This is a genomic window from Paenibacillus sp. DMB5 (genome assembly GCF_001517085.1).
Lineage (GTDB): Bacteria > Bacillota > Bacilli > Paenibacillales > Paenibacillaceae > Paenibacillus_AQ.
This window is the reverse complement of the sequence record NZ_LRAC01000157.1, coordinates 15,272-36,292: the sequence shown is the minus strand read 5'-3', so window position 1 is coordinate 36,292 and position 21,021 is coordinate 15,272. Positions and strand designations below refer to the sequence as shown.

The 21,021-nt window shown below is 53.1% G+C and carries 18 protein-coding genes and 1 pseudogene; 16 read left to right on the top strand and 3 right to left on the bottom strand.

Annotation, left to right across the window (positions count from 1 at the left end; translation table 11 throughout):
• From AWJ19_RS29100 to AWJ19_RS29025, 16 genes and pseudogenes are all read left to right on the top strand, one after another.
• Window positions 1-442, top strand: a pseudogene (locus AWJ19_RS29100) (hypothetical protein); the annotation flags it as partial.
• Window positions 432-1,232 (top strand): biotin--[acetyl-CoA-carboxylase] ligase, encoded by an 801-nt coding sequence (locus AWJ19_RS29095; RefSeq protein ID WP_068728670.1) that lies wholly within the window; start codon window positions 432-434, stop codon window positions 1,230-1,232. The pseudogene AWJ19_RS29100 and the gene AWJ19_RS29095, both read left to right, overlap by 11 nt.
• Before the next feature lie 423 nt (window positions 1,233-1,655).
• A complete protein-coding gene (panB, locus tag AWJ19_RS29090; protein ID WP_068728668.1) occupies window positions 1,656-2,522 on the top strand; it encodes a 3-methyl-2-oxobutanoate hydroxymethyltransferase in 867 nt (288 codons plus the stop codon).
• A 1-nt stretch (window position 2,523) separates the two neighbouring features.
• Window positions 2,524-3,414, top strand: a complete 891-nt coding sequence (panC, locus tag AWJ19_RS29085) for a pantoate--beta-alanine ligase (protein ID WP_068728667.1) — start codon at window positions 2,524-2,526, stop codon at window positions 3,412-3,414.
• Window positions 3,407-3,790 (top strand): aspartate 1-decarboxylase, encoded by a 384-nt coding sequence (panD, locus tag AWJ19_RS29080; RefSeq protein WP_068728666.1) that lies wholly within the window; start codon window positions 3,407-3,409, stop codon window positions 3,788-3,790. Before panC ends, panD begins: the two co-directional genes overlap by 8 nt.
• Before the next feature lie 114 nt (window positions 3,791-3,904).
• A complete protein-coding gene (locus AWJ19_RS29075) occupies window positions 3,905-4,546 on the top strand; it encodes a tetratricopeptide repeat protein (protein WP_068728665.1) in 642 nt (213 codons plus the stop codon).
• A 115-nt stretch (window positions 4,547-4,661) separates the two neighbouring features.
• Window positions 4,662-7,520, top strand: a complete 2,859-nt coding sequence (gene dinG / locus AWJ19_RS29070) for an ATP-dependent DNA helicase DinG (protein ID WP_068728663.1) — start codon at window positions 4,662-4,664, stop codon at window positions 7,518-7,520.
• Window positions 7,521-7,637: 117 nt separating this feature from the next.
• Window positions 7,638-8,291 carry a redox-sensing transcriptional repressor Rex gene (locus tag AWJ19_RS29065; protein ID WP_068728662.1) on the top strand — a complete coding sequence of 218 codons (654 nt, stop codon included), beginning with the start codon at window positions 7,638-7,640 and terminating at the stop codon, window positions 8,289-8,291.
• A complete protein-coding gene (locus tag AWJ19_RS29060) occupies window positions 8,278-9,579 on the top strand; it encodes an amidohydrolase (RefSeq protein ID WP_068728661.1) in 1,302 nt (433 codons plus the stop codon). Before AWJ19_RS29065 ends, AWJ19_RS29060 begins: the two co-directional genes overlap by 14 nt.
• Before the next feature lie 54 nt (window positions 9,580-9,633).
• The gene (locus tag AWJ19_RS29055) at window positions 9,634-10,152 is read left to right on the top strand and encodes a DUF5590 domain-containing protein (RefSeq protein ID WP_068728660.1); all 519 of its coding nucleotides are present in this window, start codon (window positions 9,634-9,636) and stop codon (window positions 10,150-10,152) included.
• 606 nt (window positions 10,153-10,758) lie between these two features.
• Complete coding sequence (locus AWJ19_RS29050; RefSeq protein ID WP_068728659.1) at window positions 10,759-11,301, top strand: hypothetical protein; 543 nt, start codon at window positions 10,759-10,761, stop codon at window positions 11,299-11,301.
• On the top strand, window positions 11,294-12,796 hold the full coding sequence (locus AWJ19_RS29045) for an AAA family ATPase (protein ID WP_068728658.1): 1,503 nt from the start codon (window positions 11,294-11,296) through the stop codon (window positions 12,794-12,796). Before AWJ19_RS29050 ends, AWJ19_RS29045 begins: the two co-directional genes overlap by 8 nt.
• 131 nt (window positions 12,797-12,927) lie before the next feature.
• Window positions 12,928-13,800 (top strand): 3-hydroxyacyl-CoA dehydrogenase NAD-binding domain-containing protein, encoded by an 873-nt coding sequence (locus tag AWJ19_RS29040; RefSeq protein ID WP_068728657.1) that lies wholly within the window; start codon window positions 12,928-12,930, stop codon window positions 13,798-13,800.
• On the top strand, window positions 13,797-15,005 hold the full coding sequence (locus tag AWJ19_RS29035) for an acetate kinase (protein WP_068728656.1): 1,209 nt from the start codon (window positions 13,797-13,799) through the stop codon (window positions 15,003-15,005). Before AWJ19_RS29040 ends, AWJ19_RS29035 begins: the two co-directional genes overlap by 4 nt.
• 21 nt (window positions 15,006-15,026) lie before the next feature.
• Complete coding sequence (gene asnS / locus AWJ19_RS29030; RefSeq protein WP_068728655.1) at window positions 15,027-16,322, top strand: asparagine--tRNA ligase; 1,296 nt, start codon at window positions 15,027-15,029, stop codon at window positions 16,320-16,322.
• Window positions 16,323-16,344: 22 nt separating this feature from the next.
• A complete protein-coding gene (locus tag AWJ19_RS29025) occupies window positions 16,345-17,076 on the top strand; it encodes a DnaD domain protein (protein WP_068728654.1) in 732 nt (243 codons plus the stop codon).
• Window positions 17,077-17,375: 299 nt separating this feature from the next.
• Here AWJ19_RS29025 and proC read toward each other — a convergent pair whose 3' ends face one another.
• The 3 genes from proC to proB form a co-directional block, all read right to left on the bottom strand.
• Window positions 17,376-18,251 (bottom strand): pyrroline-5-carboxylate reductase, encoded by an 876-nt coding sequence (gene proC, locus AWJ19_RS29020; protein ID WP_068728653.1) that lies wholly within the window; start codon window positions 18,249-18,251, stop codon window positions 17,376-17,378.
• A gap of 81 nt (window positions 18,252-18,332) precedes the next feature.
• A complete protein-coding gene (locus AWJ19_RS29015; protein WP_068728652.1) occupies window positions 18,333-19,580 on the bottom strand; it encodes a glutamate-5-semialdehyde dehydrogenase in 1,248 nt (415 codons plus the stop codon).
• Between the two features lie 44 nt (window positions 19,581-19,624).
• On the bottom strand, window positions 19,625-20,728 hold the full coding sequence (proB, locus tag AWJ19_RS29010) for a glutamate 5-kinase (RefSeq protein ID WP_068728651.1): 1,104 nt from the start codon (window positions 20,726-20,728) through the stop codon (window positions 19,625-19,627).
• Window positions 20,729-21,021: the final 293 nt, after the last annotated feature.

Here is a 21,021-nt window from a genome sequence, read left to right as displayed (position 1 = left end):
CGGCGCTGCCGCAGGCGCCGCAGGCACTGCAGGCAGCGCGGAGCCGCCTGCACAGGGCGCCGGCATGGCTGCGCCAGCCGGTAGGCCCGTCTTGCACGCAGCCGACAGCGCAACGCCAGCGGGCGAGCCCGTCTCACACGCAACTGACAACGCAGCGCCAGCGGGCCAGCCCGTCTCACGCGCAGCTGACAGCGCAGCGCTGATCCGCCAGCATATCCTGCCCGCTACTCTCCGGTCATGGACCGAAGAGATGCCAATCCGCTCGCTCGCCGAACTGGCGGTGTCCGGCAAGGAGCTGGCCGGTCTGCTTGACAAGACTCCCGGGCCGTGGCTCGGTGTGCTGCTGAATAAGCTGCTGCTGGCTGTAGCGGCGGGGGACTGCCCGAATGACCGACAAGTATTGCTTCAAGAAGCAAGAAGGATGGATATAGATGAATCATAACCATAAGCCTGTGCCCGGCCTTCCGGCACGCGACAGCTTCGTTTCCGGCTGGCAGGACCGCCTGCAGCTGCTTGACTCAGTGGTTTCAACTCAGGAGGAAGTGAAGAAGCTTGCTGAGGCAGGTGCCCCCGAAGGTACAGCCGTCCGGGCCGAGGAGCAGACCGGCGGCCGCGGCCGGATGGGCCGGAAATGGCATTCGCCAAAGGGCAAGGGCATCTGGATGAGCATTGTGCTCCGCCCTGACCTGCCGCTTGCCCTGACGCCGCAGCTTACGCTGCTGGCCGGGGTGGCTGTCTGCACAGCCATCCGTGAAGTGACCGGTGTGCCGGCCGGAATTAAATGGCCGAATGATCTGCTGGCCGGCGGACGCAAAATCTGCGGCATCCTGCTGGAATCCTCCCTCCGGGAAGGAGGCCTGCATTATGCCATCGCCGGCATCGGCATCTCTGCCAATCTGACCGAGGAGGACTATCCGGACTATCTGCAGGGCGTCGGAACCTCGCTGCTCATCGAAGGCGGAGGCATCCCGGTTGACCGTGAACAGCTGACCCGGGCTGTGCTGACTGAGCTGGAATATCTCTACTGTCTGTACCTGGATCAGGGCTTCCGGCCTGTGAAGGAGCTCTGGGAATCTATGTCGGTGACGCTTGGACGCCAGATAAGCTTCACAACACCCCAGGGCCGCTCTGAAGGTAAGGCAGTGGGACTGGATGAGAACGGCGGACTGCAGCTGCAGGATGAGGCTGGCAACATCACCAGCATCCTGTCAGGGGAGATAGAAATGATCTGATATGACAAGGGTTCCATCCCTTGTCATATTTTTTTCGTGTAATTGGCGACAGGTTTTGGTATACTATGGACAGAGACGGTATCGCCTTGGTGCGAACTGTACTCCGGCTAGGCTTTAATAACTGAGTAATTGCTTTTGGATGTACCTTCATAACTGTACAAGACGGTTACGTTGGATTCTGCTCTGAGCCGTAAGGACCGAGACAGAAGGGACGATCGCGAGTGACTCTTTTTTGCCCTTCGGACCTATTTAGCCGATTATGCTAAAGGGTTTTTTTGTTTGCGCGTTTACGCGTACTTTAACTTATCAGAAGTCCAAGCCTTATGACTTATCCTTCTGATAATTCTCGCAGAAACGGGTGCCGCCTTCCCTAAAGGACGGCGAAGCCGTTTCTACTTGACTGCGAAAAGGGGAATGGAGAGAGTGGCTGACAAACATGCACTGAACATTGTAAAGATGAAAAAAATGAAAGCGGAGGGTGTGCCCCTGAGCATGCTGACCGCTTATGATTATCCTTCGGCGCTGCTGGCCGAAGAGGCGGGGATTGACCTGATCCTCGTCGGTGATTCGCTGGGAAATGTGGTACTCGGCTATGATACGACACTGCCGGTAACGATCGACGATATGGTCTACCATACCCGCTCTGTCGTCCGGGGGGCGCAGAACACTTTTATAGTGGCTGACATGCCTTTTATGACCTATCACGGGGGCGTTGATGAGACGCTGCGCGGAGTGCGCAGACTGATGCAGGAAGGCCGTGCCCATGCGGTTAAGATGGAAGGCGGGCTGGAAATCTGCGAAGCCGTGTCTGCTGTCACGAAGGCGGGAGTGCCTGTTCTCGGACATATCGGCCTGACTCCGCAGTCGGTCAATATGATCGGCGGCTACCGGATTCAGGGGAAGGACCCTGAGGATGCACAGCGGCTGATGAATGAGGCTAAGGCGCTGGAAGCAGCCGGTGCTTTCGGGATTGTACTTGAGCTGGTGACTGAGGAAGTGGCGGAAGCCATTACGAAGGCGCTCAGCATTCCGACGATCGGCATTGGGGCAGGACGATACTGTGACGGTCAGGTACTCGTGTTCCATGATCTTGTGCGTTATGCCTCACCTTACCGGGAGAAGCGTTTTGTCAAAACATATGCGGATGTCGGCAGTATTATCCGGGAAGGCATCAGCAGCTATGTTAAGGAAGTGAAGGAGCGTTCCTTCCCTGCGGAGAATCATGTTTTTAATGCCGATGAGCATGTACTGGAATCTTTATACGGCGCTGCCGGAAAAGGAGAGAAGTAAGATGAGAGTAGTCAGAACAGTAGCACAATTGCGCGAAGCGCTTGATTATATGCGTCAGGGAGGGCATACTCCAGTCGGTTTTGTGCCGACTATGGGATACCTGCACGAAGGACATGCCAGTCTGCTGCGCAAGGCCGGTGAGAAGAGCAATACGGTGGTGATGAGCATTTTTGTCAATCCGCTGCAATTCGGGCCGAATGAGGATTATGCCTCTTATCCGCGTGATGAAGCACGCGACCTGGAGCTTGCCGAGCGGGAGGGTGCAGATATCGTCTTCATTCCGAGTGTGGAGGAAATGTACCCGCAGCCTACACTTACCAAGATCTCGGTATCCTCACTGACTACCAGACTCTGCGGCGCTTCACGTCCGGGGCATTTCGACGGTGTAACCACTGTAGTTAACAAGCTGTTTAATATGGTACAGCCTGATTATGCCTTCTTCGGGCTAAAGGATGCCCAGCAGGTGGCGGTACTGCGCCGCATGGTATCCGACCTCAATATGAATGTTGAAATTATTGCCTGTCCGATCGTCCGCGAGAATGACGGGCTGGCGCTCAGCTCGCGCAATGTCTATCTGTCAGCAGAAGAGCGCAGCCAGGCGCTTGTGCTGTCCCGTTCACTAAAGGCTGTTCGTCAGGCAATGGACGAGGGTTCGGTCCGTACTGCAGATGAAGCCCGGACGCTTCTTGTCTCGGAAATATCCTCGGCTCCGCTGGCCGTAATCGATTATGTGGAAATTCTGACTTTCCCTGATCTGGAGACGCTGGAACCCGGATCGCCGCTTACTAACTCCGGCAGTGAGATTATCATTGCGCTGGCGGTCAAATTCGGCAGAACCCGGCTGATCGACAATAATGTATTTATTCCGAAGGAGGCTCCCGCCCTTGTTTAGACATATGATGAAATCCAAAATTCACCGTGCGACGGTGACAGAGGCCAATCTTAATTATGTAGGCAGCATTACGATTGATGAGGATCTGATGGAAGCGGCCGACCTGCTTGAGAACGAAAAGGTACAGATTGTGGACAATAATAACGGCTCCCGGCTGGAAACCTACGTTATTCCGGGCCCGCGCGGCAGCGGCGTCATCTGCCTTAACGGGGCGGCGGCCCGCCTGGTGCAGCCTGGTGATACAGTCATTATTATCTCTTATGCAATGCTGTCCGCTGATGAACTGGCCGGCCACAAGCCGACGGTTGTGTTTGTGGACGCAGACAATAAGCCGGTCAAGCTGGCTGACCATGAGCTGCACGCTACAATCGCCTGATAAGACAGCTGCAGGCCATGTAATCAATGGCAGGGATGAACCGCCCCGACTTTGCGAAAAATGAAGGCAGGCAAGCTTAGGCTGATTTCATGTTCAGTAAAGGGGGATGGCCCGATGTTTCAACATTTATTTGCTGAAATGAACAAGATGCTCCAGGAGATTGCCCGTGACTACCCCTCTTCGGAGGGGGAGTACCGGAATGAACTGATCCGCAAGTACAACATGCTTCACAGGCTCAGTGACAAAGTGATGGACGAGTGGCTGGCCTTTGCCGAGCAGCTGAGCCAGTTCCGGGAACAGACTGAACTGCAGCTCGAGCCTGAGGAAGAAGTGCCGCAGCAGGAGGCGCCCGAGCTTGCCATGGATTCTTTTGTCCGGGGCCAGGGGTATTATAAGCTCCTGATGTACGGTAAATGTATCCAGCAGTTTCAGGAAGTGATCCGGCGGTATCCGGACAGCCTGGCCGCCCGCCTGTATCTGGCCATGGCTTATCTGCAGGAAGGGGACGCGGAGACGGCCTGGAGCCATCTGAACCATATGCTCGCCCTGATCCGGGAGAGCAAGCTTAAGGCAATGATCTATAATGCCATGGGCTGCATCAGGGCCTCACAGGAGCGCTTCCATGAGGCAAGTGAACTGTTCGGTTTGTCTTTGCAGCATGATCCGGCTCTGCCGGAGCCTAATGTCAATCTGGAGGTATGCCGCAAAAAAGGCGGTAAGCTCCAATTCGGGGAACAGCTTGTTTCGCTTTTGTAATCATAGCCATTCATTTAGGCGATGCATCCACTTGAACAAGCGGCTTGCATCGCCTTTTTACGTAACTTCTGTTATGCTGATATGGAGTCTCAAGTGAAAGGGAATAGAACTTACAATGAAATTTGCCGTGCTTGATTTTGAAACTACGGGAACCCAATCTGTGGGTGAGATCATCCAGGTTGGCCTTGCCATTATAGAAGAAGACCGGTCTGTTTCCCGGGTATATGGGTCCTATGTCAAGCCCGGAACACCGATTCCTCCTTTTATTACAGGCTTGACCGGCATAACCGACGCGGATGTTGCGGATGCGCCGGAGCTGGATGAAATGATGATGGAGCTGGTCCCGCTGCTGGATGATGTTGTGCTGGTAGGGCATAATGTCGCATTTGATTTCCACTTTTTACAGAATGCCCTGGACCGCTGCGGCTACTTGCCGTTTCAGGGCCGGATTCTCGATACGATTGATTTTCTCAAAATATGCTTTCCGTCGCTGACCACCTATCAGCTCGGTGCAGTCAGTGCGCATTTCAAGCTGACGCATGAGCGTCCGCATCAGGCTGACAGCGATGCACTTGCCACTGCGCTCGTGCTGCTTAAATGCCTTGACGAGCTGTATATCCTGCCGCTGCTGACCATTCAGCGCCTGAATGAGCTGTTTGCCGGCGAGGACAGCGATCTGGCCTGGTATTTTGATGGCCTGCTTCACGAGCGGGAGATGGAGACCTTCCAGCCGGAGGGCGAGCTGACTTTTCACCGTCAGCTGGCACTTGCGGTCGGAGACTGGAATGAGCTTGTTTCACCGCGCGAGGAGGGTTCCGGCAATCCTTTGGAGAATGTATCCTTTGAGGACTACATGGCTGAGGTGACAGTCAGGCTGAAGGATACGTTACCGCAGTATGAAGCGCGGGAAGCACAGGAGATTATGATCGGCGAAGTAAAGACCGCCCTTCAGGAAGAGAAGCATCTGCTGATTGAAGCGGGTACCGGCACCGGCAAATCGCTGGGCTACCTGCTGCCGGCTATTTATCATAGCGTGCGTACGGACCAGAAGGTGATGGTCAGCACACATACAATCAATCTGCAGGATCAGCTGCGTGAGCGAGACATTCCCCTCCTGACTACAGTGGTCCCGTTTCCGTTTAAGGCTGCCGTCTTTAAGGGAAGAGGGCACTATTTGTGTCTGCGCAAGTTTGAACATAAAATAAATAATAAGGACTTCGTAAGTACCAGGGAAGAAACGCTCACAGCAGCTCAAATGCTGGTGTGGCTTACCCAGACGCAGTCCGGTGACGATGAGGAGCTGAATCTCAGCGGCCGCGGCGGCGACTTCTGGGAAAGCGTCGCCAGCGACACCGACTCCTGTCTGGGCCGATCCTGTCCGTGGTTCCGTAAATGCTACTACCACCGGGCCAAGCATGAGGCCGGAATTGCCGATGTAGTCATTACGAATCATTCCAAGCTGTTCGCAGATGTAAAGGCCGGGCATCAGCTGCTGCCTGCCTATGAGCATCTTGTGATTGATGAGGCACATCATCTGGAGGATGTGGCAGGGAAGCATCTGGGCATGCAGATGAAATATTTCACTGTTGCCCACACGCTGACACGGCTCTACAAGGACAGTAAGAGCGGCCAGCTCCCTGCGCTGCGCCAGACCCTGCAGTCGTCGGGAAGCGAGCAGGCCTCCGAATGGAGCAGTGTAATCGACCGGATTTATCCGGATCTGCTGACCGTCAAGGAAACATGGGATGTGCTCAGCGACAGGCTGTTCGGCCTGCTGCCGGACCGCAGTGATGCGGCAGCGGGTGAGGCCGGGCAGCTGGTGTCACGCCTGCATCCCGGCAAGAAGCCAAGGGACTGGGAAGAGCTGGCTGCGCTGGAGAACACGCTGAATCTCAGCCTAAGCGATATTATCCGCAGGGGCGACAAGATGCTCAGTGAAATGCGCGATACCGACAGCCAGTCCTCCTCGGACAGTCTGGTGACCGACATCGGCGGCCTGTTTAAGGATCTGGCCTCGATCCGCGAGCAGATCCGCTTCTTTATGGGCCTGAATGATGAGAATGTTGTGTACTGGATGGAAGGCAGCAGCAATTACCGCGGCAAATCCCTGCAGCTGTATGCTGTACCGGTAGATGTCAGTGCCCAGCTCAAGGAGCTGTTCTTCGACAAGAAGAAGAGTATAACGCTGACCTCCGCAACGTTGTCTGTGGATAAATCGTTTCAGTTCATGATCGATAATCTCGGCCTGGGCGAGGCTGCGGAGCAGGAGCGGCTGATGACAGCGCTGCTGCCTTCACCGTTTAATTACCGCGAGCAGGCACTGCTTGTTATCCCGCGTGATTTTCCGAGCGTGAAGGGCAGTGTAGGGGATGCCAGGTTTGTTGACAAGCTGGTGCACTCGCTGGCAGAAGCCGCTGTGGCGACCAAAGGCCGCATGCTGGTGCTGTTTACTTCCTATAAGATGCTGAGACAGGTCTATGACCCGCTCAAGGAAGCACTGGCCACAGAGGACATCGCTGTGCTTGGGCAAGGCGTAGAGGGAGGCAGCCGCAGCAAGCTGATCCGGCGTTTCCAGGACAGCTCCGCAGCGGTGCTTCTCGGAACCAGCAGCTTCTGGGAAGGCGTGGATATTCCCGGAGATGCGCTCACCTGTCTGGCTATTGTCAGACTGCCGTTCCAGCCTCCGAATCACCCGCTTGCAGAGGCCAAAGCCGAGCTGCTGCAGGCACAGAAGAAGAACCCGTTCATGAAGCTGTCGGTACCACAGGCGGTTATCCGTTTCAAACAGGGTTTCGGCCGGCTGGTTCGCACCGCCCAGGATCGGGGAATTGTCATTGTATATGATACCAGGGTTATCGAGTCTTACTACGGGAAGTATTTCCTGTATTCGCTGCCAGGCCCCAAGATGGAGCATATGCTGACTGACCAGATGGTTCCGAGAATTGAGGAATGGCTGGAGGGCAGCATTTCCTGAAATGCATTCATTTCATTCTTAGTCTAGTTCCGTAACAGCTCCCTGTTTGCTTGAGTAACAGGGAGCGGTGCGGATTTCATACACATCCGAGTTATACTAAATTTAGGAGGAGAAGACATGAAATCGGACAAAATATCGGAGGCTGTCGTACGCAGGCTCCCAGTGTATCTGCGTTTCTTGAATGATCTCCAGAAACGCGAAATTGCAACCGTTTCTTCCCAGGAGCTGGGACAGAAGCTTGATCTTAATCCTGCACAGATCCGCAAGGACCTGGCTTATTTCGGGGACTTCGGCCGGAAGGGCATCGGCTACGATGTATCCTACCTGATTGAAAAGATCCGCCATATCCTCAAGCTTGACCAGCAGATCAACGTGGCTCTGGTCGGTGCGGGTAACCTGGGCCATGCCCTTTCCAATTATAATGCTTATCTGAAGGATACGATGAAAATCACTGCCGTATTCGACTCCTACGCACCCAAGGTCGGCCAGAAAATCAACTCCCTGACGGTTCAGCCGATGGAGGAGCTGGGCCAGACCATCCGTGAGCAGGGGATCCGGATCGGCATTATTACCGTACCGGACAGTGAAGCGCAGAATGTAGCCGATATTCTGGTTGAATCGGGCATCGAGGCCATTCTTAATTTTGCTCCGGTAATTCTGAAAACTCCGCCGTCGATCCGTATCCATGCGGCTGATTTTACGACTGATCTGCAGAGCCTTGCCTACTATTTGCACGACGGAAAGGAAGACATTACCGATGAGCAGCAATAAAACGATAATCGCGAACGGCCGGTTTCTTGTACCTGGCTCGCTTCAGCCTGTTCTAAGCGGTTATATGACGATAGAAGATGATCTGATCACATACATAGGGGAAGACAAGCCTGCAGCCGAAGAAGGTGTACTGACGGTTGACGGCAGCCGTCTGCTGTTCATGCCGGGACTGGTCAATACCCACGGCCATGCGGCGATGTCGCTGCTGCGCGGGTATGGTGACGATATGGTGCTTCAGTCCTGGCTGCAGGAAAAAATGTGGCCGATGGAAGCGAAATTTACCGGAGATGATGTGTACTGGGGAACAGCCCTGTCCGTGCTGGAAATGCTCAAGGGCGGAACAACAACTTTCCTTGATATGTATGATCATATGGACCGGGTGGCTGAGGTTACAGAACAGTCGGGTATCCGTGCTGTGCTGATGCGCGGTGCCATCGGCCTGTGTCCTGAAGATGTGCAGAACCAGAAGCTCGCCGAGGCTGTAGAGTTTGCGCGTAACTGGCACGGCAAGGCAGACGGCAGAATTACTGCGATGCTCTCACCGCACGCACCATACACGTGTCCGCCGGACTTCTTTATGAAGTTTGTACAGGCAGCCCATGATCTGGACCTGCCGATGCATACACATATGTCCGAGACCCGTCATGAAGTGGAGCAGAATGTGGCCGATTACGGACTGCGTCCGGTAGCGCATCTGGAGAAGCTGGGCATGTTCACCCGTCCATCCCTGATTGCCCATGGGGTTCATCTGAATGATGAAGAAATTGAAATTCTGGCCAAATACAATGTGGGAGTATCCCATAATCCGGGCAGCAACCTCAAGCTGGCGAGCGGGGTAGCCCGCGTGCCGGACCTGCTTAGAGCCGGAGTCAAAGTCTCACTCGGCACTGACGGGGCGGCGAGTAACAACAACCTTGACATGTTCGAGGAAATGCGGCTGGCTGCGCTGATCCATAAAGGCGTCAGCGGTGATCCGACCGCTGTACCTGCGCCGGAAGCGCTGCTGATGGCAACGGAATACGGGGCAGCTTCCATTTACCTGAACAACGTCGGCCGGCTGGCTGCAGGCATGAAAGCGGACTTTATCGCCATTGATATTGACCAGCCGCATCTGCTGCCGCATTCCGACCTGCTCTCCCATGCGGTCTACTCGGCAAGTGCAAAGGATGTTGAGCATGTCTGGGTTAACGGTAAACAGGTTGTTAAGCACGGCCAGTGCCTGACACTGGATGAAGAGGAAGTCCGCCGCAAAGCGCAGGAAACCTTTGAAAGCCTGCTTAAAAGATAATGATGCAAGTTAAACGGGGAATACCGTCAGTTTTTTAGGAAAGGGAGCTGCACTTTGAGGAAAAGGAAAAAATGGCTTCCGCTGGCGATCAGTGCGGCACTGCTCCTTTTGTTCGGACTAGGGCAGTTCTATGCCTATATTATGAAGGACCAGTGGACTGAGCGCAGCGCAGCCAGGGAAGTGGCCAGAAGCCGTGCCGGACTGACTGAGGTGACCAAAGCCCAGAAATCCGTCTGGGATGAAAATGCAGCCTATTGGGTGCTTACAGGAAAGAATGAGGCGGGCACCGAGCTGATGGTCTGGGTCCGCTTTACACTTGACGGCAAACCGGCAGGAGGCGACAACGATATTTACGCGGCAGAGCTGTCGCAGGGTACCTCAGAGCAGCAGATCCGGGAGAAGCTTGCTTCTGAGCTGCCCGGTGCTGATATCAGGCGGCTTTTGCCCGGCGTATTTAACGGAGAATATGCATGGCAGGTCTTCTACAAGCAGGAAGGACGGTATTATTACCGGTTCTACCGGTTCAACGATGGTACGGCAATCGGAGAGGGCTACAGCCTGCCGAGTAAATAATAGAGCGGGAAATGGCATAAGCAGCAGGTGGACGTAATGGTCCGGCTGCTGTTTTTGTTATGCTTAACCTTCTGAATATGATAGGTATGCAGTTTATGATATACAGTTAATATAACAATTCTGATACTGAAGCGTAATTGGTCAAACTTGTTGTGGTGCAGGAGGGCGGGGAATGAGGACTTAAAGTGCTGGCTTCACCGTATTGGCCACTGATTAATTACTGCCTGACGGAGCACAGCGGAACCAGCAGCCATGGTGATATCATTCCTCTTGAAAATGGGGGGATTTTGCAGTTTATATGACGGAACGGGTTAACGGAGTGACAGATAAAGTTATCTGAAATGCCAGATAAAAGACATGGATGATCTCATCATTCATGTCTTTTTTGTCGATATGAAATAGAAACAAAGGAGTGTATCCAAAAATTAGTACCGAAAATTTTAAATATATTCACAAATTTATGCGAAATCGTATATACACCTATGATATACTAGTCCATGTACTTAAGACATGCGAAAGAGCATGCCGGATAATAAGTTATCGCTAAACATGCTATCTTAATTATTTATTTATTATATTGGCTTACATCTGAGAGGAGGACGTTGCTTGAAATTACGTCTTGTACCTGTGCTGTTAACGTCTCTGTTGTCTGCGGCGCTGCTGTTTGGAGGCTGGTATGCCTACCGCCAGTTCGCTGTTCAGGAGCCGCTCCAGAAGATTGTATCATCCTATGAAGGAGTCAATGAATCACATATTAGTATTAACCGCAATGAAGTGACTTTGAAACTTAATCTTGAACCTGGAACGAAACTGCGTGAGCTTGTGCAGTATGTTAATAGCGAAGGAAAGTCAGCAATCGGCAGCCGTACGCTGAGGCTTGATGTTGACCAGAACTCCAGTGCATTGCTTGATGAATATTGGGACAAGGCGATGTTTTCCGTTGCAGAAGCGATGGAGAGCCGTAAATATACACTGATTCCGGCCAAGCTTGACGGACTCAAGGTACAAAGCTCCGAGTTTCAGAATGTGACAGCAACGACAGAAATCGACGACAATAACGTCTATGTGAGCCTGAGTGACGGTAAACAGAGCAAGTTTATTATTTTACCTCGGGTTCCCGCAGCGATGGGAGTGTGGAATAATGCCTAAGTATTGGAAGGAAGTCCTCGCCGGTTTTGCTCCGGTGCTGCTCGTTTTCATGGCTTTTGTCGGCATTAATATTTTTCCGGTTGTTATCGCTGCCGGCATGCTCGGCGCCCTGCTGCTGATTGCCCATCTGCGCGGTGGTTTGACAGTCAATGCCGGTGCTGACAAGAAGCGCAAAAAGAACGGCCCGTCGAAGCTTACCTTTGAGGAGATCGGCGGCCAGGACAATGCCAAGCAGGAGCTGCGTGAAGCCCTTGACTTTCTGATCCGTCATGAGGAGATCAGCAAGTTCGGGATCCGCCCGCTCAAGGGGATTCTGCTGACCGGACCTCCGGGGACAGGGAAGACGCTGATGGCCAAGGCTGCGGCACATTATACCAATTCCGTCTTTGTTGCGGCATCAGGCAGTGAGTTTGTTGAAATGTATGTAGGTGTCGGTGCCGGACGTATCCGTGATTTGTTCAAGGATGCCCGTACCCGTGCCGTTAAGGAAAACAAGCAGAGTGCCATAATTTTTATCGATGAGATTGATGTAATCGGCGGCAAGCGTGAAGGCGGACAGCAGCGCGAGTATGACCAGACGCTGAACCAGCTGCTGACAGAGATGGACGGGATCTACAATAACGATGCACCCCGGATTCTGCTGATAGCCGCAACGAACCGCAAAGAAATGCTTGATTCCGCACTGCTGCGTCCGGGCCGGTTTGACCGCCACATTCAGGTGGATATGCCCGACAAAAAGGGGCGCAAGTCCATTCTCGATCTCCATGCCAAGAATAAGCCGCTGCATGCCAGTGTTGATCTGGACAAAATCGCCGAGGAAGCCTACGGGTTCTCCGGTGCCCAGCTGGAAAGCGTCATGAACGAAGCAGCGATTTATATGATGCGCGAAAATCTGACCCAGGTGGAGCAGCGCCATTTATCCTCAGCGATCGACAAGGTGATGATGGGCGAGAAGACAGACCGTGAGACCAACCAGGAAGAAAAGCGGCGGGTGGCAATCCACGAGCTGGGCCATGCGATTATGGCAGAGCTGCTGCGTCCGGGAAGCGTCAGCCAGGTAACACTGACGCCGCGGGGACAGGCGCTAGGTTATGTGCGGCACAATCCGCAGACAGAGCAGTACCTGTATACAAAGGATTATCTGGAGCATCAGATCATGATTGCGCTTGGCGGCGCAGCCTCTGAGGAAATGTATTACGGGGGACGCAGCACAGGATCACGCGGTGACTTTGATCAGGCCCTGAATATTGTAGAGACCATGATGAAATCAGGCCTCACCTCGCTGGGGATCGCAAATCTGCAAATGGTTACCACAGAAGAGCTTATGAAAGAAAATAGTAAAATACTGGATGATCTCATGATCCGGACGCGTGAGCTGCTGGAGAATCAGCGGAACATCTTTGATTACTCCCTTGACATCCTTATGAAGGAAGAAGTTCTCTCCGGAGAGCAATTTCGTTGTCAATTTCGTGACAGTGTAAAATTACCGGCATAAATATTTATGCCGGTTATTTTTTTTACTTTTGAGACATGCTAAGATATTATTATATGTCGGGCTACATATTTTTTTCGACAGACAAGGTACAATACAAAAGTATAGATACCTGAAAGGATGGAGGCTTTTACATGAAGTTTAAAAAGATTGGTGTCATCGGCGGTGGCACAATGGGACAAGGTATTGCCGAAATGCTGGCAGCCAAAGGCCTGGATGTATTACTTGTGGAGAAAAACGCAGAAAGACTGGACTACTCCTATGAGATGATCGAGACAAATCTCGATAAGCAATTGGAGAAATGGGCGATTACCCAGGCTGAGAAGAAGCTGATTCTGAGCCGCATCCAGAAAGTGACACACTTCGCTGAGCTCAGCTCCTGCGATATGGTCATCGAAACCATTACTGAAGATCTAGAAGATAAGCAAAAAGTGTTCAACCAGCTTGACCAGGTGTGTCCAAGCCACATTATTCTGGCCAGCAACACTTCTACCCTAAGCTTGACTGAGCTTGCCAGCTCTACAATGTACCCTGAACGCGTTATTGGCATGCATTTCATACATCCTGTCGGCAAGGTGGATCTTGTCGAAATCGTGCGCGGTCTGAAAACCTCTGACAGCACTTTTGAAGATACCAAAACCTTTGTTGATGAAATCGTTGAGAAGAAGGGCGTAATGATTTATGAATCCCCGGGATTTGTAACTTCACGCCTAATTTGCCTGTTCATTAACGAAGCTATGCACGTCCTGCAGGAAGGTGTTGCTTCACCTGAGGATATCGATGATGCAATGCGTATCGGTTACCAGTTCCAGCATGGACCGCTTGAAATGGCAGACCGTTTCGGCCTGGATTCCGTACTTGCCGCACTTGAGAACATGTTCCGTGAATATGGAGAGCTGAAATACCGGCCATCCACGATTCTTAAGAAAATGGTACGTGCAGGACAACTGGGTGCTAAATCGGGCGAAGGCTTCTTCAAGTATGACAAGGATGGTGACCGTGTATGAACGTTCTAGTAATTAACTCCGGCAGTTCTTCTTTGAAATATCAGCTGTACAATATGACTGATGAGTCTGTTCTGGCCAAAGGTCTGGTAGAGCGTATCGGGATGGATTCCTCCATTCTGACCCATAAGCCGACCGGCAAACAGGAAGTAACCGAAGTCAGCGAAATTCTGGAGCATAACACTGCAATCCGCAAAGTGCTTGCCTGCCTGACTGACAGCGAGCATGGTGTAATCAGCTCCATCGATGAGATCAATGCTGTCGGCCACCGTGTTGTACACGGCGGTGAGTTCTTTAAGGAATCCGCTCTGGTGGACGGCGACGCCAAGTCGAAAATCCGCCAGCTGTTTGACCTTGCGCCGCTGCACAATCCTGCAGCCGTAATGGGGATTACAGCAACTGAAATCAATATGCCGGGTGTACCGCAGGCTGTTATTTTTGACACTGCATTCCACCAGACTATGCCGGAAAAAGCTTATATGTACGCCATTCCTAGAGTGCTGTACAACAAATACAAAGTCCGCCGCTACGGCGCACACGGTACTTCCCATGACTTCGTAAGCAAAGCTGCTGCCGAGTATCTGGACCGTCCGCTGGAAGATCTGAAGATCATTACCTGTCACATCGGTAACGGTGCCAGCGTAACTGCGGTTCAGGGCGGAGTATCCGTTGACACTTCCATGGGGATGACTCCGCTGGAAGGCCTGATGATGGGTACACGCAGCGGTGACCTCGATCCGGCTATCGTTCCTTATGTAATGAACAAGGAAGAGCTGTCTGTCGGCGAAGTGAACTCCATGCTGAACAAGCACAGCGGTCTGCTGGCTATTTCCGGCGTGAGCAGCGACATGCGCGACATTATCGACGGAGCGGAGAAGGGCGAGCCTAATTCTACGCTGGCTTTTGAAATGTATGAATACCGTCTGCGCAAATACATCGGTTCCTATGCAGCAGCTATGAACGGTGTAGATATTATCGTCTTCACAGCAGGTGTCGGCGAGAATGCCTCACTGCTGCGTGAACGGGTACTGAATAATCTGACGTTCCTGGGCATCGAGCTTGATGCTGAGGCTAACAAGGTCCGTTCCGGTGATCCGCGCCGCATCTCCACTGCTGATTCCAAGGTGCAGGTGCTGGTGGTTCCGACAAACGAAGAGCTTGTCATTGCCCGCGATACCTATCGCCTGGTGCAAGGAATTAACGGCTAAATTAGAGGAGAGATTTTAGGCATGGCTAACAAAAGTGTGATCAAGAATGTGAATGAGCATGTCGGAGAGAGTGTTGTTATCGGCTGTTGGGTGAACAACAAGCGCTCCAGCGGTAAAATTCAATTCCTGCAGCTTCGGGATGGTACAGGTTATATCCAGGGCGTTGTGGTGAAATCGGAAGTGCCTGAGCAAGTCTGGGACGATGCCAAGAGCCTCACCCAGGAAAGCTCATTGTACGTAACGGGCATTATCCGTGAAGAGCCGCGCAGCCAGTCCGGATATGAAATGACAGTTACCGGTATTGAAGTACTGCATCTCACTGAGAATTATCCGATTACCCCTAAGGAGCATGGCGTTGACTTCCTGATGGATCACCGTCACCTCTGGCTGCGCTCTTCGAAGCAGCGTGCGGTACTGGTAATCCGTGCGGAAATTATCCGCGCGATTCAGCAGTTCTTTAACGAAAACGGCTTTACCAAGGTGGATCCGCCGATTCTTACTCCAACCTCGGCTGAAGGAACCACCAACCTGTTCCACACAAAGTATTTCGATGAGGATGCTTACCTGACTCAAAGCGGACAGCTGTACATGGAAGCTGCAGCAATGGCGCTGGGCCGGGTCTACTCCTTCGGGCCGACCTTCCGTGCCGAGAAATCGAAAACCCGCCGCCATCTGATTGAGTTCTGGATGATTGAGCCGGAAATGGCCTTCACCGATCATGAAGAGAGCCTTAAAGTGCAGGAGAACTTCATCAGCTTTATCGTGCAGTCCGTATTGACGAACTGCCGCGCCGAGCTTGAAGCGGTGGGCCGTGATGTATCCAAGCTGGAGAACATCAAAGCACCGTTCCCGCGGATTACCTATGATGATGCGATCAAGTTCCTTAATGATAACGGCCATGAAATTGCCTGGGGCGATGACTTCGGTGCACCGCATGAAACGGCGATCGCGGAGGCCAACGACAAGCCGGTATTCATTACACATTACCCGGCGTCATTCAAGGCATTCTATATGAAGCCGCACCCAGAACGTCCAGAGGTTGTGCTGTGCGCGGATATGATCGCACCTGAAGGCTACGGTGAGATCATCGGAGGTTCGCAGCGTATCGACGATCCGGAACTGCTGGAACAGCGCTTCAAAGAGCATAATCTTTCCATGGATACTTACAAGTGGTATATGGACCTGCGTACCTACGGTTCCGTGCCTCACTCCGGCTTTGGTCTGGGACTTGAGCGCACAGTAGCCTGGATCTGCGGTCTCGATCATGTACGTGAAACGATTCCGTTCCCGCGTACACTGTACCGTCTATACCCTTAAATAAAGTGAAAGGGGCAGAAGTATGGACGGCAGAGGATGGAATACCTGGGGTGAGGGCGCAGCGTTTGGCCTTCAGCACGGGATGGCCGTCATTCCTTATGCACTCTTACAATATTACCGGAAGCTGAATCTCAGCGGCGACGAAGCCATGCTGCTCATCCACCTGCTGTCTTTCCGGCAGGTGGAGGGCATTGAGTTCCCGTCGCTGGAGGATCTGCAAACTGTGACCGGCCGGAGCATTTCTGTAATTGCCGGAGAGCTGCAGAAGCTGATGAAGGAAGGCTTTATCAGCATTGACGGAACCAATGACGAGCTTAGGGATTTTCATTACGAGCAGTACAATTTTACAGGATTGTTCAACAAGCTGGGTGCTGTTCTGGCTGAAGCCGCTCAAGAGGCTGCTGAGGGCAGATCTGCCGGATCGATTCATTCCAGACATGCGTCAACACGGATTGCCGGAAGTCCTGCTGCTACAGCAGCTGTGGAGGCGGAGAGCCGCAATCTGTTCAGCATCTTCGAGAAGGAATTTGGCCGGCCGCTGTCGCCCATGGAATGTGAGACCATATCCGGCTGGGTCGATCAGGACCGTTATCCGGAGGAGCTTATTCTGCTGGCGCTGAAAGAGTCTGTATTTGCCGGCAAGATTCATTTCCGCTACATTGACCGCATCCTGCTGGAATGGTCGCGCAACCGGGTGAAGAATGCCCAGGATGTCAAAAATTATAACCAGAAATTCCGTAATGGCGGAAGATAACGGTGTGCAATTAAAAGGCCTGCTGCCTTGGGTAACCAAGTGCGGCAGGCTTTTTGGTTTTTGTGCAAAGCACTTGCCACAATTTATTGAGAGCAGTATCCGGAATTGTGCAGTCACCACATCGGAGCCTCTCACTGGTCCGATAGTATAATTGGATTTATAGTAGCCAGGACGGCTAACGAAAACTCCCCCCTCAGATCTTTAAAGAATGCTGACGGGGGAGTTCCTGTTAGTTCGGCAAGGTTGGCTAGTTGCGGTGTTGCATGAAACATACTACAGCAAGATGGACTGTTTGTGCTTTACTGGTTTTTAAACAGCTCTTTTTCCACGGCTGCCCCCATCTCACGGGAGCGTTCGGCGCAGCGGTTCACTGCGGCGATGACGGTTTCGAAGAAGTCGCCTTTGTCCAGCGTTTCAATCGCTGCCTGGGTGGAGCCGTTTGGTGAAGTGACCTTTTTGCGCAGGGATGCCGGGTCCTCTCCAGTCTGTTGTACCATGCGGGCAGCTCCAAGTACGCTCTGCACGGTCAGCTCTAAGCTCTGCTCAGCTGTTAATCCGCCGCGAATGCCTGCAGCCGTCATGGCTTCCATCATGTAATAAATGTAGGCCGGGCCGCTGCCGGAGATTCCGGTCAGAATTTCCATGCGTTCTTCTTCGATGACGGAAGTGATGCCCACCGATTCGAAGATATTTAGTGCCAGACGGCGGCCGGGCTCATCAACCTCCTTGGAGAAGGCGATGCCTGTTGCGCCGAGTCCGATCGTGCTTGAAGTATTCGGCATCGTGCGGATCACCGGCTGAGGCGTGCCGAGCAGACCCTGGATGGTGCGAATTGTAAGACCCGCAATAACGGAGACGATAAGCTGGTCCGGCTGGAGCAGCGGAGCCAGTCCGCGCAGCGCTTCAGCAGCATCCTTCGGTTTCATTGCCAGGACAATGACCTGGGCATTCTTGAGGATTTCCGCTTTTTGCTGCGGGTCATTGCTTCCCTGCACGCCATAACGGCTGCGCAGTTCGGCTAGACGCTCACTGCTGCTGCGGTTGAGCATGGTTATGCTGTCGGAAGCAATAACATTGCGGGCAATCATGCCCCGGACAATGGCTTCCGCCATCGAGCCTGCCCCGTAGAATACGATATGTTCCTTAATAAGTGGAACGGATGGTTGCTGACACATGTTATGAGTCCCCCTAAAAGTTTTGTGAGCTTAACCTCACTGTATAATCAGCGTACAAAACTTGCTTCGCAAGCATCTCCGTTATCCCCGGATTTGTCCTGTTCCGCGGATGATATATTTGCAGGAAGTCAGTGCAGGCAGACCCATGGGTCCGCGGGCATGCAGCTTCTGGGTGCTGATGCCGATTTCGGCGCCAAAGCCGAATTCGAACCCGTCGGTGAAACGGGTGGATGCATTATGATACACTGCAGCAGCATCTACCTCCTGCAGGAAACGTGCGGCATGCTCGGCATTTTCGGTAACGATGCATTCCGAATGCTTGGTGCTGTATTCAGCGATATGACGCAGCGCTTCATCCAATCCGCCGACGATACGGACATTAAGAATGTAATCATTATATTCGGTTGCATAATCCTCAGCGGTTACCGGTACCGCCCAAGGAATCAGGGCTACCGTTTCCGGGCAGCCGCGCAGCTCAACATTAACGTTGCGGAAGGCTTCAGCCAGCGCCGGCAGATGCCGGGCGGCATACTCACGGTTGACAAGTAAGGTTTCCATGGAGTTGCAGACAGACGGGCGCTGGGCTTTGGCGTTTACACTGATTCGTTCGGCCATTTCAGGCTGACAGCCTGCATCCAGATAAGTATGGCATATGCCTGCACCTGTTTCAATTACAGGCACTGTGGCGTTCATTACAACATTCTGGATCAGCGAGCTGCCACCGCGCGGGATGATAACATCCAGCAGGCCGTTTAGCTTGAGCATCTCGTCAACAGAAGAACGGTTAGGATCTTCAATCAGCTGCAGGGCTGCAGCCGGAATGGATGTTTTGGCCAGTGCCGTGTGCAGCACTTCAACGATTTTGCGGTTGGAGGAGAGGGCAGAGGAGCCGCCGCGCAGAACCACAGCGTTGCCTGTCTTCAGGCAAAGACCGGCGGCATCTACCGTTACGTTCGGGCGGGCTTCATATATAATGCCGATCACTCCGAGCGGGACGCGGATTTTTTCTATAGACAGGCCGTTGGGACGCTCAAATTGTTCGAGTGTATCTCCAACCGGATCAGGCAGCACGGCAATCTGCTGCAAGCCTTCAGCGATTGCGCCGATCCGGCTGACATCCAGTGCCAGGCGGTCGAGCATGGATTCCGGCGTACCGGCCTTACGCCCGCGCTCCAGATCTTCGGCGTTGGCGGCGATAATGGACTGCGCCTCCTGACGCAAAGCATCAGCCATGACAAGCAATGCTTCATTTTTCTGGCCGGTGGTCAGGCTTGCTAAAACTCCTGTAGTCTCTTTGGCTAATGTAGCTTTATTAATCACTTCACTCATATTGTTCCCCCCTGAAAGGTAGTGTATGTTAATTGTCCTATCTGTTAGCGCAGCGTAATCCATTCATCGCGGTGGATGACCTCAAGCCGGTGGACTTCACCAAGCTTGGGAACGATCTCCCGGCTCGGCAGGCCTTGAATGCTGCGGAGCTGGGTATCATCGTAGTTGACAATCCCCCGGCCCAGCAAGGTTGCATCTGGTCCAAGAACCTCAACGACATCACCGGAGTGGAAGCTGCCCTCGATCCGTTTGACGCCTACCGGCAGCAGACTGTGTCCTCCATGGAGCAGGGCTTCAACTGCCCCGTCATCGACATAAAGCGAGCCGAGCGGTGTTGACATAAAGCCGAGCCACTGTTTTTTGACCGGCAGGGAGGCGAGGGTAGTGTCAAAATAAGTGCCTTTCCCCGTGCCTGCCGCAGCCAGGCGCAAATCTCCGGGTTCAGAGGCGCGGCCGATGAATACTGGCACCCCGCCGCGGGTTGCAATTTTGGCGGCATCAATTTTGGAACGCATTCCGCCCGTTCCGACGCTCGAGCCGGCTCCGCCTGCGTAGGCATAGATTTCCGGCGTAATCTCCTCCACCCGGCTGAAGCGGACCGCTTCGGGATTCTTCCGCGGGTCTCCGCTGTACAGCCCGTCCATATCGGTCAGCACCAGCAGGCGCGAGGCCTTCAAAAGATTGGCAACCAGTGCTGACAGTGTATCATTATCCCCGAATTTCAGTTCATCGACAGATACCGTATCATTTTCGTTAAATACCGGGATGGCACCCTGTCTTAGCAGCTCCTCGACCGTCATCATCGCGTTATTCATTGCGCGGCGGCTGCAAAAGTCGGTACGGGTCAGCAGAATTTGGGCGGTCGGAAGTCCGTGCTTGGCAAAAGCCTCCTGATAAGCCTGCATCAGCATAACCTGTCCGACGGCTGCTGCAGCCTGCTTCTCATGCAGCAGCTTTGGCCTGGACGGATAACCGATACCGCGGAATCCGGCAGCTACGGCTCCGGAGGTTACCAGCAGCACCTCACACCCGTCCTGCCGCAGTGCGGCAAGCTCAGCTGCGAAAAAGGCTACAGCTTCGCGGTTTAAGCCGCCTTCGGGGCCGGTCAGCGAGCTGCTGCCGATTTTGACTACAATACGTGTGGCCACTGTATCTTCACTTCCCTTTCAGAATATCAGATTTGAAAACGACAAAAAGCCCCCATCCTAAGACTAAGCAAAGGACGAAAGCATGTTAACTTCCGCGGTACCACCTTCATTGATGAGGGAACATCCGACTTCATTCTCATAACGGGAGTATCCGTCCTGCAGGCAGCAGGCCGCTCGGGGGTAGGATTCAGAAATAACAACCGCGGTAAATTCTCTCAGCCTTCCGGAATTTACTCTCTGCTCACGGATAGAGACATTTCTTACTGGTCCCGTCTGCACGTTTCACTATTTGA